Genomic DNA, 18,028 nt, shown 5'->3' on the forward strand with positions numbered 1-18,028 from the left:
AAATAGCAATAGGGAATGATGATGAAAAAAACCACTAAGTTTATGTTGTCGATGGTGGCTACAGCAATCGCACTTTCAGGTGCTTCAGCTTATGCTGCTGAGCAAACTGAAGACGGTATCAAGCTAGGCGGCGCTGTGCGTGTTAACTACGCCTACCGTGACTATGACGAAGCTAACAAAGATAAAGGCGGTGACTTTTACTTTGATATGGCAGCAATCAAGTTTGATGGTAAGCATGGTGACTGGGGTTTATCGGCTGAATACCGTTTTACCTCTGGCACTAACTACATCAAGTACGGTTACGCTTACTACGACGTAGACCCAGACTGGCAACTACAACTGGGGATCAACAAGGTGCCATTTGGCAACCCGGACTTCATCTCAAACAGCTACTGGTTTGGCATTCCTTATTACTTAGGTTTTGAAGACGACCATGACACAGGTATCAAGGCGGTTTACGAAAAGAATGGCTGGCACACCGATTTAGCTTTCTATAAGAGTGCTGAATATGGTCCGTCTGAAAACAAACGTTATTCGACTGATATCTACAGCGGCACAATTGCAGCCAGCGGTATCACTTACTATAACGAAGAGACTAACCAGTTCAACGTGCGCCAGACGTACACCGCTGAGCACGAAGGCGGCCAAACCACTTTTGGTGGCTCTGCACAGTACGGTCAGATCTATAACAGCAATACCGGTAACAACGGTGATCGTTACGCTGTCGCGCTGCACTTAGACAGCAGCTATAAAGGCTGGAACTTGCAACTGCAAGCGATGCAATACGAATACGATGCCGCTGACGCTGTTGATGCTAACAAGATCGCGGTGTCTGTTGTGAGCTGGCAGTATGAGATCGCCTCTAAAGGCCAGTCTTATAGCGCTAACATCGCTAAGACATTTGCGACCGATTGGGGCAGCGTTAAGTGCTACAACGATTTTGGTTTAATGACACCCGATGTTGATGACGATAGCTACGACAACAGCATGCAAAACGTGACTGGTTGTGCGATTTCAGCTGGCCCAACTTACACCATGGTCGATTTTGTTATGGGTAAGAACATGACCTTCTCTACCGCGAACAACGATCACGTGGGTCTTCCTGAAATGGGCGATAGCTGGGACAAGCGCGTGAATATTAACTTCGGTTACTACTTCTAATCGCAGCTAATCGTTCAGCGATGGTGTTAGTACTGACTAACAATCCGAGCACAGGAACACGCAGAGATTATTAGCATAGCTAACCGTATTAATTAGCGTTACCGACAAAAGCGAAGCTGCTCTCACTTCGCTTTTGTCACCCCATTTACCTATTAGATTCACCCAACTATTGGACCGGTACAGTATCCCTGCTTACTGTCGCCGCGATGGATCACGCCCTTTTTATATAAAAAATACTAGGGCTTTTTTACCCCTTCCCTACAAGAAATAACTATGAAATCGATGACAAAACTTTCAATCTGTATCTGTTTTATTGGCGGCTTCTCCTCGTCATTGATGGCCAGTGAGTACCACTTCGGTGGATTCCTAAAGGCCAACGCACGTTATGTGGATGGCAACATTGCCTTTCAAGACAGTTGGACTGGCGGTGGTCGTGTCACCGACTCAGCCAAAAGAACTCAATTTAGCGCCGCTGAAAGCCGCTTTAATGTTGGGATAACACACGGCGAAGTTTATGGTTTTGCTGAGATTGATTTCTCAGGTTCGGCTCAAGGTAATGCGGCTTTTTCTAATTCCTATAGCCCGCGCTTACGCCACGCCTATATCAACTATCAAGACTTCACAGCTGGCCAAACCTGGTCAACCATGGTCAATACCAGCGCCTTTGCCGAAACGGCTGATTTAGGTGGGCCCTTAGTGGGCCAGGCGATGGTGCGCCAAACTTTAGTGCGCTATAGCAAGGGGAGCTGGCAATTTGCACTAGAAAACCCATACACCTATGGCACTAAAGCTGGCGGCACTCAAGCCAGTAGTACTCACACAAATAGTACTCAAGCGGATAAAGAATGGGTCGATACCAGCAATGATTATATTCCCGATGCGGTGATCCGTTTCAATCAAAAAGGCGCCTGGGGCAATGTCTCTGTAGCAAGCTTAGTGCGTTATTTAGACCCACAAGACACGGCCCAACTTGGCGCTGGCGTGTCACTGGCCGCCAAGCTCAAAACCTTTGGTAAAGACGATATTCGCCTGCAACTTCACTACGGCAACCTAGGCCGCTATGTCGGCACTGATGCGGCTAGAGATATGATTAACGGCGAGATAGAAACCACCACCTCGGCCATGTTTGCTTATCGCCACTTCTGGACTGAGCGCACTCGTTCAAGCCTTTTCTACGGCCACACTATCACCGAAGAGGAGCAGACTAACCGTTTCCATGCAGGGGTGAATTTATTCACAAATCTTACCCCAGTGCTAGAGCTAGGTTTTGAATTAGGTCGCTACCAGATTGATGATGGACTAAGCCCTTATGAAGATATCGCTGCCGCAAAAGGCGCGTCTAATTACGCCCAATTGAGTTTGCAATTTCATATCTAAAACGCAGTAAAGGAAAGATTATTCGCGACCGAGCTCACGAATAAGTTTGCTGCTTAAAATGCTGCGTGATCCATTTCAACTTTACGCAGCAATTATCACTTTATTGTTAGTTCAAGCCCGTTAAAACGAGCACAATATCGCAGCTTTAGCTGCATCAGCTAAAAAACAGGATAAGAATGATGAAACTAAAAATGATGTTCGGTATTGCCGCGCTAACTTCTACAGCCGCATTTGCCCAAGGCCCACAGTGTGATCACGCCCAACTGCCATACCAGCAGATGACGCCAGTCCCATACGACAGCACCCCCTACTCGCCACAGGACACCATGCCAGAGCAGTGTAGCAACCCAGAAGTTGAAGCGTATATCGCAGCATGGGAAGCGGGTGAAATTGACTTTAGAACCATTAAGTCAAATAGCAGCATCGCTGCCGATCAGCAATTTTGTAAGTCATTAGATGACGATGGCAACGTATTAGAAATTCAAGACTGCGATAAGTCAAAGTCACCAGTAGGTTACATCTGGAAAGAGCTGTCAGATAGCCCTGTGGTCATTGGTATCACCGACGGTGGTAAATCAGACCACGCGCCGCACTTCCATGGTCAGCCTGAGTGTTATTACGTGGTAAACGGTGAAGGTCAAACTCTGGCCGATAACCAGTTCAAGAAGCTAGGCACAGGCCAGTACTTCTACATTCCTGGTGCGACTATCCACAACACGCCTATCATGTCTGAAAAAGGCCTAGGTGTAATGTACTGGTACCCAAACAACGCTCACTTTAACGGCTTTAAGTACTACTGGCGTAAAGACGTTAAAAACCTACGTGTAGCTGAAGAAGCCTTCGACCGCGTAGATGAGATCCGTAAGCGTGACCTAAACTTAGGCCCATACGGTACTAACGAAGCTATCTTCAAAAAGTAAGAAGTGTTAGCAGTTAGAAATGAGTGGCAAGTTAGGCTCAAACCTAATTAATAAACAAAAACTAAGAACCCAGCATAAGCTGGGTTCTTTTCTTTAAAAGCTATAAACCACCAAGCGCTCACTTCGCTTACTACGCCGAGGACACGGAGAAAAGAAAAGCCCGGGTGGCTTTTCTTCGTGCTCTTCGCGTCCTTTGTGTGATGTGGTCCACTCTTATCTTTCGAAGTCAGCGATTTTTATCAGTTTCACTTCCTTAAGTGAGCGGCATTACTCAAATGAGCCCTTTTGCTTTTCCACTCCACTGTATTAAAACGCTTCATTGACGTTAAAATAAAAGCCTGTATCACCATCACCCCAGGCCATGTCTAATCTTAAATTGACTCTAGGTTTAACCTCGAAGCGATAGCCTATACCACCATTGGGTAGGATTTTATTGCCATCAAACTCGCTGATGTCATCAGCAATCACACCTGCACCGCCCCAAAACACCATACCATGACGCCCAGGCAGATTAAGCCGATACTCCACTTGCGTCATCAGCAGCTGTTTATCGCGGTAACGCCCCGATGTATAACCGCGAAGCAGATCGCCGCCTCCCGCTTTGGATAGTTGATCCCATGGCACATCTCCACTGGTAAAGCGACCACGCACTTGCCAGGCCAAGATATCTTCATCACGACCGGTCTGCATGTATTCGCTATACAAGGCGTTGTAGACATCAAAATCTGTTTTACTGCCTAAATACTGACGATAGAAGGTGGCATCAATTTCTAAGATACGCCCCGACTGCGGGTTTAATACATTGTCTCGACTGTCATGATTAAGTAGCAGGTTCACACCGACGCTGCGGGAGCTTTCATCAAGAATGTCTGTATCGACATTCGAGTCTAATACATTAATTTTACTGGCATCGGCGTAGTTAAAATCAAAGCCAACACCGACAAAACTAGTGGGGCTCATTCGCTGCAAGAACATAGGGTTAATCGAGATAATCCGCTGGTTAAACTCGACGCGATTAATCTCTTGATGATTAGTGTCATAACCCACACCGTAAAAAACATCTGGCGCATCGAAGACTTCGGCATTGAGGTAAAAACGCTGCTGGTCTTGATTGATAAAGGTCTTGTTAGCAACCGCCACACCTAATGCACCATTAGTTGAGGCGAGACCATTGATCACCAATGAAGACAGCTGACTGACTTCGTCATCGGGATCATATTGATATAAGCCGACCGCCGAGATCCCAACACCTAAATCCATCTCAGGGTTATAAAATGGTCCCGGCAAGTAGCTAAAGTCGATCAGTTTGTCTGGATCAAATTCACCATCTGCGCCCAGCGTTTGCAAGAAGTCTTCTAACCAACCTTGCGACGCTTTTTCATCAGCTTCGCCCTCTTTGATAACCGTCGTTTCATTCCCTGCAACTTCATCCGCTACGACTTCATCCACAGCTGTGTCATTAGCTGTAACAGTGACATCGTTAACAGCAACGTCAGCCCACGCTGGCGTGCTGATACAAGCCAAAAAGGCCGCCAGAGCAGAGGTTCTGCTCATCAGTAAGGTTTTATTCAAGCGACTCAATCGCCCCTTGCTCAAGCCATTGCGCTTCATTTGGGCTCCATAGGTACAGCAGCCTCGTTCGCATCATCTAGCTGCAGATGTTGGCGTAGTTCTATTTCATCTTGCACTTGGTTATATTGGCTAATTTGGTAGAAATCAGCTTGAGTAAAACCGTCTTGCCACAGCTTTGCAGGAATATGCTCAAAACTGTGCTTAAATTTGTCAGCAACAATCAGCTTTTGCTGCGCAACCTTATCAATATCAATACCGTGAACGGTGCGGCTTAATGATAAGTTGTGTGCTTGATGCTCGGACGCAAACAACTCCTCGACTTCACTCCATTTAGCATGGGGCTCAGCCAACGATTTAGGCACTAAGAAAGGCGACTGCTGATCGCCTAATTTATAATGACGTTTTAACAACATAAATTTACTCGGTAATGGCTGCTGTGAGTCCCACCAGTGGCCATCAATCACATCAAATAGCGCATTGGTTTGCTTAATCGAAACCGGCTCAAGCCAATTAAGCGTAGCCGCTAACCATTGAGTCATATGCTGGTTATACAGCTCTTTATTCATCGCTAGATTATTATTAATCAGCGCTAAAGCAATTTTAGCGCCGAGCATATTGGAGTAGAGATCTTCTGGTGAGTAGGCCGATACCGTTTCGGACCAAGGCGCCCAACTACGATAACCATGCCACTGAGCGACCTCATGGGCTTCAGCCATAAAGTAAGCCAGTCTCACCGCTATTGCCCCTGCGGTTTCCCAACGCTGACGCGGACTCAACTGAGCAATATCAAACTCGCTTAGCTCAATCGTTCTAGGACCAATCTCATCAGGTAGCGTAATGCTTTGCTGCTGCCCAAGTTTTGGATAGATGCGGTAAAACAGCGCGATAGCATTGTCAGCCGTGTCGCGTACATGGGCCAAATCAATAAAGCCGCCTTGCAGCGTATACATCTGGCCATTGTTTTCAGTACCACGGCTACCATTGGGGGCATCTTTTTGATAACTAAGAGTACCCGCCTCATAGGCGTGTGGGCCCACTTTATCGACGGCTAAGGTATTGGCGTAGCGAAAAAAAGGTACCGGTATAGGGCCTACAGTCACCTTTTGCGCATTACCAAAGGCGCAGCAAGGACGCACCGCCTCGGGGATGCGCACTAAAGGCAGCTCTTGCAGCTCGATTGCATGCAGTAGGTTTAAGTCTGGCTCACTGTCTAATGCCGCCTCGATTGCAATATCACTGGGCAGCGCGCGTACTTGCCAGTCGCTGCTGCTACATGCGCCAAGGACAAAAATAGCGATAGTACTCGCGGCCCCACGGATGAATAAACGGCTCATCATTGTACAAATGCCTTAATGGTTTGACTGACAATCTCAGGATAGTCATTACTGATCCCATGGGCGCCCTGTGGGATCACCACTATCGGAGCGCTTAAGTAGTCAGCCAATTGAATACCTGAACTGAGCGGGAAAACAATGTCATGCTCGCCCCAAATCAACACACTAGGAGGTAGCGAGTCGACAGCTATATTGGCAGCAATTCGATCTCTATCTGCGGGCAGCCCCTCGATAAGCGCGCGCTTCTCATCTAGATGACGTGCAAAGTACTTGTCATAAATACTCGAATCGATAAATCCGGGGTACCTGGGAAAATCGACGAAGGTAGCATCGAGCAAGCGCCGCATCTGCTTGGGCGTTTCAGGCACAAAGATCTCGCTTGGATCTGCCACGTCAAAACGCTGATTCATCTGCGATAGATCGCTGTCAGAAAACAGCACCCCAGGACTTGCCAGCAATATGGCTTTATCCACCTTAGGTTCGTTGATCATCAAATCGAACGTCACAAAGCCACCGTAGGAGATCCCAACAACATTGACCTTATCGAGATCTAGCATCGCTATTAGCTGCATAACAGCCTTGGTCTGAGTCGCAAGGCTTGGTAACCCTTGACTCACTGACTCGCCAAACCAGGCGAGATCAGGGGCGATAACCCGATAATCTTGACTAAGTTCGAGCATTACCTGTTGCCAACTGGTTACCGCAGAACCGCCAAAACCATGAATTAATAATATGGTTTTCCCCTCACCGGCCTGCCAATAATTGAGCTCACCGCCCTCTTTGAGCATCATTTTATTTTGCTCAAAGCCTGCCGTTTGCAACGCGGCTTTCTCACGAGAATCGATAATATCAACAGCCGAGCAGCCACCAAGCATTAACGTCAATATCAACATAAAAATAGCGCGCATACTCTTACTCCAACATTTTGTACTACTCAAAGAACGATCAGCTCTTAACAATGAACTGCTTACGCTCACTTAAAAACGGTAGCCTAAGCTCATCATGAAGCTACTACGGGTACCAATACCAAATTCCATCAATAAATCAACGTTCTTAGTCAAGCCAACCTGACCACCAATCAAGCCGTTCCACTTATCTTCAAGATGCTGGTTAACCTCAAATTTGGCATCACCAAGCGGAAAGCCGATATCACGTAAGTAACCGCTAAATGTTTGCTCTACGTTTTGATACATGGCACCAACCCAGATTTGGATGTCATGGTTGTTGTAGCTGGTGCGATAACCCGCGCGAGGAGACACCACAATACTGCTGATTTCACCGTCAAGGATATTCAAGTTGGTGTTGGTGTAATTAACGTCAAGTAGTGCAAACCAGTTGTCGATACCACCGACAATGGTGCCACCTACTCCATAGGTCGTTCCCTTAAAATCCAGTATAAAATCAAATGGTTCACTGCTTACATTACAAGGTCTAATTTTGCAGTAACTCGGCGGCAATACTGAAGACAAGTCAGCCTCTAGCTGGACATTTGCCACGCTGCTACCTTTAGTGTGGCCAATCACACCGTAAAGGTTTAAGAATGGCAGCACCCACACATCGCCCCTCAAGGTCAGGGTTTCTGAATCTTGCACCGCTTCACTGCCCTTAATACTGAGCATCTCATCTAAACCGCCTAGCCCGGTAAAACCGACAGAATCGACGACTAGCGGTTGATCCATCGTCATGTAATTGACTGAGAAGCCGTAAGGCTTAGGCAACTCATGACCTAAATCCATCGCCTCCTGCGCCCAGATTGGGAATGTTCTGTCGTAGCGCGCCTCTAGCGGCTCTCGTTCAATTGACTGTGATAGAACTGGAGAAACAAAAAACAGCACTGAAAGTGCTGTCAAAATAGTAGTAATTTTAAGCATGTATAGATTGAACCTTAAAATAAAATAGTCGATGTTAAGTATCTAAACAGAGGTTATCGCTGAACTCATTGGCAGGAGATAAATAACGTAGGTTAATTATTACCCATCAAGCTGAATTCAATCTGAAACAGTCTCCATTAACATTAATATTTAGAGTAAATACTCAAAACAAAAAGAGATCATAACGTGTTAACCAACTAAAAACTAATCTGAATTTATTCTGTTAAATAGTGAGCAAAAATGATTGTTAATTGTCGACTAAATGGGAAAAATCTCCCCCTTGCTCAGGCGGTATGATGGTAAATGTATTTGGGCTGATTTGACGCTTTAATATGATATCAACCATGGTGGTTTGGTCAGCCTTTAGCAAGTTTTGTACTTGGCCAGGATCGGAATGAAATTCAACGCTGCGGTAATAACACACGCCATTATTGGGCCTTGGCTCGACCCTAATACCTATCTTTCCACTATTCACTTTAGCCACTTTATCGGCGTCGACATATAGAGTCAGCACATGGTTATTATTATGGTTTTTCTGCTTATCAAGCATAAAACCACGTTTGAAGTTGCCCGGTAAAAAATCCGATCCTGATAGCAAGATGATATCGAAATCCTCTACAGGCAAGCCTGTATCATCAATCACTCGCACCACCAGCATGCAGGCACGTAATTTACGTTTAACTAAACGATTAGCGAGGCGCATCTCATCAGCGAGTTGTTGATATTGCAATTGATTAGTGACCATTAAGCACTGTTTTATGCGCTGAACCACTGGTTTTTTGCTTGCATTTCGGCGGCTTATCGAGCCCATAATGCCTTTGTTACTGCCGCTATGGCTGGCATTTTTTATCACTTCAAAAGCAGTATTATGTCTAGGCTGAGTATGCTTGATTAGCTGCAACGTGGCGACGCAGCGAGAGTCAAAACCATCACAGGTTTGCGCTGTTTGCTCTAACTGTAAATGACTAAAATTGAGGTTAGCGGAGGCGACACGGACCACGCCATCAGAGCCTTTTTCTGCAGTATAACTATTGAGGTAATCATAAAACTCAGCATCGATAGTGTCGCCCGTTAACACAAATGGCAGCGGACCTTCGAGGCTATAATTTTCCAGCCAGTGCAAATTCAATTGATGCTGACCATTACTGCCCAGCTCCAACCAATCTAAGATCTGCTGCCCCGGCTCTACGCCAAAGAAAAAGCTTTTGATACGCCCCACCCGTGATTTCCCTAGCTGAGCAAGGGCTGAGCCATGGTTGGCTGGCGCTAACATAATCAAATGGGTAAGAGGACAACTGGCAAGCTTGTTACCGCTGAAGAACATCTGTAGCCACTGACGTATAACTGGGGCCCCTGTAGAGTGAGTGATGACTGCAAACGGCTTGTCGTTAAGCAATTCAATTCGCGCATCATTGAACGCTTTGGCGATATCCGTTAAGCGAACTTCATCATCGAAGCTGATGTAACGCCCAAGATGAACATGGCGAATAGTGAGATTAATATCACCTTCCAGCAGCTTAACTAACGCTTGGGGCAACTGTGCGTAAGTGTCTGTATTAGTAACGCTCCATCCATGAACAAAGACCAATTCCATTGTGACCTCGATAAGGTTTAACTTGCCATTAGATGACAAAAGATTTCGACTTATTTATATAGTACAAATTAGCTAATTAATTATTTTCAACAGCTTAACAGGCTGCGTTCAGTTTCTATATATCAAAACACTCAACAACAACCTTTGCTAATATCATTCAGTTATTATTCAGCTAGCCTCCCCTATGATGTGTCCAACAAAACGCAACACCTAAACAATTTGACCTAGTGTGGGAGCACAACATGAAAACTAAATCACTTATCTTAGCGTCTGTAATGGCAACTGCAATTTCGGCACCGACTATGGCTGCAGACTGGTTCATAGGTGGCGGTGTTGGCGCCCAGCAAAACTCTTACAAAGGTTCTAGCCAAGCAAACGTAGACCCTGGTTTTAACGCTGAACACTTTAAAGAAACCGAAAACAATGTCATTTATGAAGCAAGAGCGGGTGTTTACTTAAATGATGCTAACCGTATTTATGGTACTTACTCTTATAATTCAGATGACTTTAGCCGTCAGCAAAGCTTTTTAATGTCTTATGACTACTTAGTGGGCCTAGGTGACAGCAATAAACTGAACTGGTTTATTGGTGCAACAGCCGGTGTTAACCACATCAGCCCTGAAACAAATGCAGTTAGCTCAGATAACCGCTTCGTCTGGGGTGGTCAAACCGGTCTAATGTATAAGATTAATGACCAACTAAGCGCAGAAGTTGGCTACCGTTACCTGAAGCAAGATTACGATGCTAGCGTAACGTCACCAACACCTACGCCAATGAACATTGGCTCTACTGAATCCGCTTCTCTAAATGATAGCCAGCAACTATATATGGCTGTTGACTACCGCTTCTAATACCCAACAGTATAAGCAGCTCTGTTAACACAATAAGGCCGCCAACTCACTGAGTTGGCGGCCTTATGCTATGTGCTATAACCGATAAAACTTGCTGCGACTAAATAATCGCAACACGCTCACTTTGGTGTAACTTTTGATATGCCACCAGCATAGAGACTGCGGCAATAATAACGGCTAACCAGCTCCATGCTGTCGCAACTTCAAGATTAACTAACTGAAAGCCAACCAATGAGCTTATCCCTGCAATAATGGCAAAAGGCAATTGAGTCATCACATGGGCATGAGGCTCACAGCCCGAACTCAGCGCACTAATTACGCTGGTGTCTGAAATGGGTGAGCAATGATCGCCAAATACTGACCCCGCCATAACGGCGCTTAACGCTGGTAGTAAAAGAGTAGGCTCAACCGTTAATGCCACTTCAGCGCCAATCGGGATCATAATGGCAAACGTTCCCCAACTTGAACCTGTAGTAAACGCCATTATCGCGCACAATAGAAACGTACCAGCCACTAACATCTGCGCCGATAAGAACGTCTCAGCCCAAGTAGCCAGCAACTTTGCTACCCCTAAATCGGCTATCACAGCACCTATCATCCAGGTAAAAAGCAAGATGGAGATAGCGAAGCTAATAGCACGTACCCCGGATCCAAGATCTGCAATCAGTAACGAGAAACTGCGGCCACTCATTTTAATCATCAAGATGGCTAATAAAATTGCCAATAAACACGCATTACGCATGGCGGCACCAATATCTGCTGCCGAGACCCAATCGCTTAAGCTTGAGCCTTGTGCATTGCTAGCACCCGAGTACAAAGTTAGTCCTATTGATGCCAGTAACAAAGTCGCCATAGGTAAGCCCAACAACCAGGGGCTTCCAGCTGGTACATCTTCACTCTCTTGCTGCTCACTACTAGGTGCGACATCTGAATTAAAGCCAATACCAAACCAGGCAATGAGCAAAGACAGTAAGATCACCGTGATGGCGTAAAAGTTCATCTTGGCGATTTCAATAAATGATTCCAACGGCGTGAGTGGCAGTAAGGTGATACTGGCCAAAATGGCCATCACATAGGGACCCCAGCTAGAAAAAGGCAGCAAGGCACACAAAGGTGAAGCATTGGAGTCCACGAGGTAAGCGATCTGTTCCCGCGACATATTGTATCTCTGGCTTAATGGCTGACAAACATGCCCGACGGCTAAGCAGCTGAAGATGCCATCAATAAAAACTACCCAGCCTAGCACGACCACACCAACCCGGGCCTGACGGCCACTTTTAATCCGATGATATAACCAATCGGCGAAAAGCTTCACCGCTCCACCACGCGCTAGCAGCTGTGTCATCATGCCTAATAACACCATGGCCGCAAGCACATTTAAATGCCAAGCCTGCCAATGGCCATCACGATAAACCTGCAGCCATGCCTTGTCGGCCATATAAACCACGGTATCTGGCAGGTTAAAGTTAGATAAAATAAGTGCGCCAGATACAATGCCAACACCTAAGGCGACTAGGGTTCTACGCAGAATAAGTGCCAAACTCAGGGTTAATAGCAGCGGAATAAGTATCAGGAAATTGCCGGTCATTGCCGCGATCCAAGAGGAAATAAATAGAAGAATACTAACGACTTAGTAACAAGTGCAAAAAAAAAACGTTTTTGGTGATTTTATTGAGCGTTTTTCACTCATTTAGCATAATTAACTATTCAGCAATGCCACGTCACTGCTAGAATCGGAGCTATCATCTCGCTATCAAAGGGACTACCCATGAGTCTTGAACTATTATCGAAATTGGAAACAAAAATCCAAGCTGCACTTGAAACTATCGAGCTACTAAAAATGGAGCTTGAAGAAGAGAAGCAGACAAGCAGCGGCCTGTCTGAGCAAAACCAACAGTTACAGCAAGAGCTTAACTCTTGGAATGAGAAAGTGACTGGCCTAGTTGGTCTGCTCAACGACGAAGTAAACTAATTCCTAACGTTATGCCATGTGCATCTCGTTATTTTGAGTCTCAATCAATTCATTGAGCTCTAAAATAGCCTGCTTAACCTTAGGCAGGCTTTTTCTTGGCAATAAAAACCTTCCTTTATCAAATTCTAATCGACCTAAATCCTTTACCCAGATCACTCCGGTCAGAAAAATGCGCGCATGCTTTACGATAATTTTTGGTGCATAGACAGGAAAAACTCTCACAAGACCTCCCCACAACGTTATTTGTTGTTATTTATTTTTTAGTTGGACAGGCATTTTACCGTGAGAGTTTCATTTTTTTGAGGATTTATTTGTAAAAATTTAAGCGAAAATGTTACGAGAAAAAATTCACTAAAACTATCAATATGATAAAGAACACCAGAAATATGCTGTTACGCTAAATTGTCACTTGCCAGTTTTTTGACATCCTGTTAACGTTTAACTGTTACTCAGGGTAACGTTGAGCTTATAGCTCCATAGCCGTACTTCTTGCGACCAGGAAGTGCGGTTTTTTTCTGTCTGGGATTTTGTGCAGAATTAGAAAAAGTTAAAGAGAAATACAGTACGCATAGAGCAAAGAAAGCGGCAAACAGGGTTTTCCACCCTGTCGATCTTAAATAAAGAGCGCATAACTCTCTATTGCAAGATGCAAGACACAACTACCAAGGCTATCCATCCATGGGCCTTGGCATAAGTGTTCCAGACACAAAAAAAGGAGCCTATTGGCTCCTTTTTTATCTAGCGTCGTAAATTACTTTTGCGTCGCTAGGTAGTAAGCAATATCAAGTAGCTCTTGGTAAGACTTGATTGCACCCGTTTCAACACGATATTTACCGTTTACAACCAATGCGGGTACGCCAGCAATTTGTGCATTTTCAGTGTCACGCTTCATTTTAGACATCTGCGCATTCACCATAAATGATTTAGCTGCTGCATCGAATGCTTTAGGATCGACACCGTTAACAACGAAAAGCGCTTTGATATCATCAAGGTTAGTGAAGTTCTGCTTCTTGTCTTGGATTGCTGAAAACAGAGCGTGCTCCATCTTCTCTTCAATCTTTAGTTGGTGTGCGATAGCAAAGGCACGTGACATCTCTACGCCCATTTGACGACCGATGAACTCAACGTGGTTCTGCTTGAAGGTAACACCTTCTGGCAAGGTTGCTTTAATCTTTGGTACCTGCTCTTTAGCGAAGGTATAGCAATGTGGGCAGTAGAAAGAGAAAAACTCGGCAATCTCTGGCTTCGCTGTACCAGGACCTTCGTTAATTACCGTGTAATGCACACCTTCTTCATACTGAGCTGCCATCGCTGCCATAGGCGCCATCAATAGTGCAAATGCAACCAATAAAGCTTTTTTCATCTTGATTCCTTTTGATGCTAACACAGCATCACGCTAATTATTTGGATATAACATAATGTGCTTTGGAGTCGACCTCAAGCGCAAAAGTTCATTTTTCTGTTACAAAATACGAGCATCACCCGTTTAAAATCAATATTGTGGAATTAAACTTAGCGGTGGCTCATCCAGTACTGCTAACTGCTCTTTAAAGGCTAAAATCTGTTGTTCCCAATATTTATCCTCAGCAAACCAGGGGAAGTTCATTGGAAAAGCAGGGTCTGCCCAACGACGACTAAGCCATGCATTGTAATGCAGCATGCGCATCGCTCGCAGCGGTTCAACCAACTGCAACTCACGACTATCGAATTCACAAAACTCTTCATAGCCTTCGAGTAACACCTCAAGCTGTAATAACTGCTGCGGTCTGTCTCCGGCAAGCATCATCCAGATATCTTGCACTGCAGGCCCCATCTTGGCGTCATCGAGATCGACAAAGCCTGGCCCCTCTGGCGTCCACAAAATATTACTCGGATGTAAGTCGCCATGCAGACGTATTGAGCGATAGCTATCTGGTAACCACAAAGCTGACGCTTTTTCTAAGATCTGCTCAACCACTGTAAAGTAAGGCAGCTCTAAACTCGCTGGAATATGACCAGAAGCTTTAAGCCAACTGAGAGACTCTTCACCCAATAATTTCGGTGACATCACATCACGGTATTTAAAGTCAGCCTGCTTTGAGTATTGGTGAATACGGCCAATAAAACGCCCCACCTGTTCTAACTGGTCAAGGTTATCGACTTCAAATGCACGGCCACCGATTGAAGGAAACAATGCAAAACGAAATCCTTGATATTCATGCAATGACTTGCCATCAATAATCACTGGGGTGGCGATAGGCACTTCATGCTCAGCAAGCGCTGCAGAGAAGTCATGCTCCTCTTGAATTTGCGCATCAGTCCAACGCTCTGGACGATAGAACTTAACCACATAACGTTGCCCTCTATCACAGCGAAACTGATAAACCCGGTTCTCGTAGCTGTTTAATGCTAAAAGACCGGTTTCAGGATAGATCCCTAAGGTTTCAATTGCGGTTAAGATTAAATCGGGCGTTAATGCCTGATAATGAAAAGCCGAACCTGACTCTTTTGCTGTTGCTGATTGAGGAGGATTTATATTCATATCATTATGCTCAATTGTGAATGGCATCGAGGAAGCGATTTCATTCAAACTCTAAAATATATTCATGCTTATATAACACGATTTATAGCAAGTAAGGCTTCATCAATTCTGCTAAATAAACCAATACCTCGAACTCATCTTCTCTGTCTGTCGACAACCAACAGATATCACCATAAAACTCATAATGTAGCTGCAGGTGTGAGCCTTCAAACTCCAGTAGCCACTGATGGCGATCTGCGCCCCATTGCCTCTCAACCACTCGGCAATCTAATACTTTGGCAAAAGGCTCGGCAAACAGTTCAAATTGCTCAAAGTCGATATCTGCCTGTACCGATAAGCTTAAGGTTTCGCGCTCTAATTTAATTGAGGTTAATTGCATTAGTTTACTCTTATTATTCTATGTGTATCGATAAACACTCGCCTGCAGTTTAACTACTACAAGACATGATCAGCCCTTGCCCCCAATCTGGTGGACGCTTAGCTAAATCCTCAAACTCTAACTGTTCATCAAATGGGTTCTGCAACAAGCGCTGCAGATTATGCAGTGGCTGAAGGTCGCCCTGTTCAACAGCGATTATTGCCTCTTGTGCAAGATAATTGCGCAAAATATATTTAGGATTCGTCTGGTTACGCTCACGCTGCCAAAGCCCGACCTCATCAAGCTTGCCGATCCGCATTTGATAGGCCTGATACCAAGTATCAAAACCATTAAGATCGACAAAATCATCACGTAAAGAGGAATGACTAGAATTGGGATCTAACTGACCGAATCGACGCCAGGTATTGGTATGATCTAAATGATTACGCTCCATCAGCGTAGTGAAGCCACCTATGAGTGTTAAATCATAGTTATCCTGCTCTGTTACCACTTCAGGGGCAGCCTCAATGGCTGTTAGACCTAATTTAGCCCGCATCAAGACTAAATAATGCGTTACCAATTCCTGTTGATATTGATCCAGTGCAGCAACCAGATCGTCAGAAGGAATGATGGGCGACAATGCCTGTGCTAACCGTTGCAAGTTCCACAGGCCAACTCCCGGCTGCTGACCAAAAGCATAACGCCCCTCTGGATCGGAGTGATTACAGATAAAGTCTTCTTTAAACGTATCTAAAAAAGCAAACGGGCCAAAGTCGAAACTGTCACCCAGTATCGACATATTATCGGTGTTCATCACCCCGTGGGCAAAACCTATCGCTTGCCAGTGAGCAATCATCTTAGCGGTATCGGCAACCACACGAGCAAACCAGGCCTTGTAGCCAGCAGCGTCGCAACTTAAATCTGGGTAATGCTGCTTAATCGTAAAATCGAGTAACTGCTTCAGCTTCTCTGGGGCTCCGCGCTGGCTATGGCAAAAAAACTCAAAGTGTCCGAAACGAATATGGCTTTTGGCTAGGCGAACTGTGATTGCGGCAGTTTCTTGGGTTTCCCGCCATACAGGCAAGTCGGAGCCAATAACCGCTAACGCACGGGTGGTTGGAATGTGAAGATGATGCAGAGCTTCTGAGATCAAAAATTCACGCACGGCAGAGCGCATCACTGCACGGCCATCACCATGGCGAGAATATGGTGTTGGTCCACCGCCTTTTAAGGCCACATCCCACGCGCCTTGCGGCCCTATCGCTTCACCAAGAATAATCGAGCGACCATCACCGAGTTGCGACGAATAGCCACCAAATTGGTGACCACTATAGACCTGTGCATAATAGCTTGCCCCCTCAATACTCGCATTACCAGAAAGCCCTTGCAGCAGCTCATCTGTAGGCTTATCTAACCCAATGAGAGCCGCCGCATCTTGGCTCCAGGCAAGCCAGTGCGGATCACTGATCCCCAATGGAAATACCTGTGAGTAGAAGTCTGGCAGTTGTTCAAAAAAATCTTGTTTTAATCGCATATGCCTTCCTAGAGTGTTTTGAATTCTGGCCGAATTAACAGCTATAAAATAGAGCTGAGATTACATGTCTGAAGTGATCACGCTTTGACAGCTCAACAACTCCCCTTGCGCTTCGCACTGAAAACCACACACATAGTGGCCATCGGTAACGCCACTTAAACGAATAAGCCCCTTGCCTTTCGCATGGCACTGCTCGATGGTCTCATAATAGCCCGTTATAAATTCGCCAGACTGCTCAACGCTTGGTTTAGTCTGGCTGTCAGGGTAATACATTAGCGTCCATTCAGGAGACTGAGTGCAAGCAATCAGACCTATTGAAGCCATACCTAGTAAACACAGCGAACGAAAATTCATGCAATATTTCCTCTAAAATAAAAAGGCGAAGTCCCAATGCAAGTCAGGAGTTCGCCTCTTTGCTAACCAATCTGCTTATTCTACACAGCTTAGTTAGTGATTAATTGTTTTTAGCTGTTAAAGCTATTTATTCGCTTTTGCCTTGGCTTTCTCGATACGCGTAATTCGCCCCTCAAACCCAGTAACCGTACCATCTGCAAGACCGTATTCAATTGCGGTTTTACAGATTGAAATCGCGCTATCGAAATCACCGTTATCATTAAGCAAGGTCGATAAATGCATCATGCCTGTGCCTTTAACTTCTGCATTAGGGTTCTCTGCCTTAAGGCCTTTGACATATGCGGCAAACAGTTCAAGGTAATCTTGAGACAAGCTTGCACCATACTGCACATACTCATTCAACTTGCGCTGCTTATAACACTCTGCGATGACGCCTGACAGCGCGAGGTGTTGCTCTGTGACGCCATTGGCAGCGACAAGGTCGCTGGCAGCCTTAGCCAATTTCGGGTTTGCCCATGATAGGTCTGCTGTCGCTTCTGGTTTAGCTTCTGGTTTAGCTTCTGGTTTAGCTTCTGGTTTAGCTTCTGGTTTAGCTTCTGGTTTAGCTTC

Annotated in this window: 17 protein-coding genes and 1 pseudogene; 5 read left to right on the forward strand and 13 right to left on the reverse strand. The window is 45.4% G+C overall.

Annotated features, from left to right (window positions below; all coding sequences use genetic code 11):
• Positions 1–18 precede the first annotated feature (18 nt).
• From ACVBIK_RS12090 to ACVBIK_RS12100, 3 genes are all read left to right on the forward strand, one after another.
• Positions 19–1,161 (forward strand): hypothetical protein, encoded by a 1,143-nt coding sequence (locus ACVBIK_RS12090; protein ID WP_447162579.1) that lies wholly within the window; start codon positions 19–21, stop codon positions 1,159–1,161.
• A gap of 273 nt (positions 1,162–1,434) precedes the next feature.
• A complete protein-coding gene (locus ACVBIK_RS12095) occupies positions 1,435–2,538 on the forward strand; it encodes a DcaP family trimeric outer membrane transporter (RefSeq protein WP_447169776.1) in 1,104 nt (367 codons plus the stop codon).
• A 176-nt stretch (positions 2,539–2,714) separates the two neighbouring features.
• On the forward strand, positions 2,715–3,458 hold the full coding sequence (locus ACVBIK_RS12100; protein WP_447162569.1) for a cupin domain-containing protein: 744 nt from the start codon (positions 2,715–2,717) through the stop codon (positions 3,456–3,458).
• A gap of 306 nt (positions 3,459–3,764) precedes the next feature.
• Here ACVBIK_RS12100 and ACVBIK_RS12105 read toward each other — a convergent pair whose 3' ends face one another.
• From ACVBIK_RS12105 to ACVBIK_RS12125, 5 genes are all read right to left on the reverse strand, one after another.
• Positions 3,765–5,069 carry a BamA/TamA family outer membrane protein gene (locus ACVBIK_RS12105; protein ID WP_447169777.1) on the reverse strand — a complete coding sequence of 435 codons (1,305 nt, stop codon included), beginning with the start codon at positions 5,067–5,069 and terminating at the stop codon, positions 3,765–3,767.
• Complete coding sequence (locus tag ACVBIK_RS12110) at positions 5,066–6,367, reverse strand: DUF4056 domain-containing protein (RefSeq protein WP_447169778.1); 1,302 nt, start codon at positions 6,365–6,367, stop codon at positions 5,066–5,068. The genes ACVBIK_RS12105 and ACVBIK_RS12110 overlap by 4 nt, the downstream gene beginning before the upstream one ends.
• The gene (locus ACVBIK_RS12115) at positions 6,364–7,272 is read right to left on the reverse strand and encodes an alpha/beta fold hydrolase (protein ID WP_447162566.1); all 909 of its coding nucleotides are present in this window, start codon (positions 7,270–7,272) and stop codon (positions 6,364–6,366) included. The genes ACVBIK_RS12110 and ACVBIK_RS12115 overlap by 4 nt, the downstream gene beginning before the upstream one ends.
• Before the next feature lie 69 nt (positions 7,273–7,341).
• Positions 7,342–8,235, reverse strand: coding sequence for a virulence protein (locus ACVBIK_RS12120; protein ID WP_447162565.1), 894 nt, complete (start codon positions 8,233–8,235; stop codon positions 7,342–7,344).
• A 247-nt stretch (positions 8,236–8,482) separates the two neighbouring features.
• Positions 8,483–9,829, reverse strand: a complete 1,347-nt coding sequence (locus ACVBIK_RS12125) for an esterase/lipase family protein (RefSeq protein WP_447169779.1) — start codon at positions 9,827–9,829, stop codon at positions 8,483–8,485.
• A gap of 242 nt (positions 9,830–10,071) precedes the next feature.
• Here ACVBIK_RS12125 and ACVBIK_RS12130 point away from each other — a divergent pair, with 242 nt between their 5' ends.
• Positions 10,072–10,680 (forward strand): outer membrane beta-barrel protein, encoded by a 609-nt coding sequence (locus ACVBIK_RS12130; protein ID WP_447162563.1) that lies wholly within the window; start codon positions 10,072–10,074, stop codon positions 10,678–10,680.
• A gap of 100 nt (positions 10,681–10,780) precedes the next feature.
• On the opposite strand, the gene ACVBIK_RS12135 is transcribed toward ACVBIK_RS12130, so the two are convergent.
• The gene (locus ACVBIK_RS12135; protein ID WP_447164012.1) at positions 10,781–12,268 is read right to left on the reverse strand and encodes a Na+/H+ antiporter NhaC family protein; all 1,488 of its coding nucleotides are present in this window, start codon (positions 12,266–12,268) and stop codon (positions 10,781–10,783) included.
• A 180-nt stretch (positions 12,269–12,448) separates the two neighbouring features.
• On the opposite strand from ACVBIK_RS12135, the gene zapB reads away from it, so the two are divergent.
• Positions 12,449–12,652, forward strand: coding sequence for a cell division protein ZapB (gene zapB, locus ACVBIK_RS12140; RefSeq protein ID WP_447162561.1), 204 nt, complete (start codon positions 12,449–12,451; stop codon positions 12,650–12,652).
• Between the two features lie 9 nt (positions 12,653–12,661).
• On the opposite strand, the gene ACVBIK_RS12145 is transcribed toward zapB, so the two are convergent.
• The 7 genes and pseudogenes from ACVBIK_RS12145 to ACVBIK_RS12175 form a co-directional block, all read right to left on the reverse strand.
• A complete protein-coding gene (locus ACVBIK_RS12145) occupies positions 12,662–12,874 on the reverse strand; it encodes a DUF1107 domain-containing protein (protein WP_447162560.1) in 213 nt (70 codons plus the stop codon).
• Between the two features lie 529 nt (positions 12,875–13,403).
• Entirely contained in the window at positions 13,404–14,015 is a 612-nt protein-coding gene (locus ACVBIK_RS12150; RefSeq protein WP_447162706.1) for a thiol:disulfide interchange protein DsbA/DsbL, read from the reverse strand.
• A gap of 129 nt (positions 14,016–14,144) precedes the next feature.
• Positions 14,145–15,173: a serine/threonine protein kinase gene (locus ACVBIK_RS12155; protein ID WP_447162707.1), complete on the reverse strand. Its 1,029-nt coding sequence runs from the start codon at positions 15,171–15,173 to the stop codon at positions 14,145–14,147.
• Positions 15,174–15,255: 82 nt separating this feature from the next.
• Entirely contained in the window at positions 15,256–15,552 is a 297-nt protein-coding gene (locus ACVBIK_RS12160; protein WP_447162708.1) for a DUF3630 family protein, read from the reverse strand.
• Between the two features lie 49 nt (positions 15,553–15,601).
• Positions 15,602–17,065 carry a protein adenylyltransferase SelO gene (locus tag ACVBIK_RS12165; protein ID WP_447169780.1) on the reverse strand — a complete coding sequence of 488 codons (1,464 nt, stop codon included), beginning with the start codon at positions 17,063–17,065 and terminating at the stop codon, positions 15,602–15,604.
• Between the two features lie 60 nt (positions 17,066–17,125).
• Positions 17,126–17,419, reverse strand: coding sequence for a hypothetical protein (locus ACVBIK_RS12170; protein WP_447169781.1), 294 nt, complete (start codon positions 17,417–17,419; stop codon positions 17,126–17,128).
• A 123-nt stretch (positions 17,420–17,542) separates the two neighbouring features.
• Positions 17,543–18,028 (reverse strand): annotated as a pseudogene (locus ACVBIK_RS12175) (hypothetical protein); the annotation flags it as partial.

The sequence above is a fragment of the Shewanella sp. 125m-1 genome, from assembly GCF_052977065.1.